This window comes from Citrobacter sp. TBCS-14 (genome assembly GCF_005280805.1).
In the GTDB taxonomy this organism is placed as follows: Bacteria; Pseudomonadota; Gammaproteobacteria; order Enterobacterales; family Enterobacteriaceae; genus Citrobacter; species Citrobacter gillenii.
Map to the genome: position 1 here is coordinate 1 of NZ_SZWM01000485.1, position 258 is coordinate 258.

Annotated in this window: 1 protein-coding gene; it reads right to left on the reverse strand. The window is 50.4% G+C overall.

Going from position 1 to position 258, the window contains the following annotated elements; genetic code table 11:
* On the reverse strand, positions 1-258 hold a 258-nt coding region (locus FDX22_RS19470), incomplete at both ends, for an aminotransferase class V-fold PLP-dependent enzyme (RefSeq protein ID WP_146717647.1).

The window sequence follows — 258 nt, forward strand, 5'->3', positions numbered from 1 at the left end:
GTTTCATCAATCGCGATACCGTCGATGGTTTCGTTCGGACAATAGTGCAGATACGCCGCATTGTCAGAAAGCTGCCATTCACTCATCGGTTTAACAGCACGCAGTCCGTCAACGGTGACTTTGGCGTCGATAACATTTGGCGTGCAGTACTTTTTCGCTTCTTTAATTGCACTGGCGGCCCAGTAACCGGCATCGACGTAATCCGCCGTGGTTTTGTCACCCAGAATATTTAATGGGATACCCGCAAACTGCCCACGG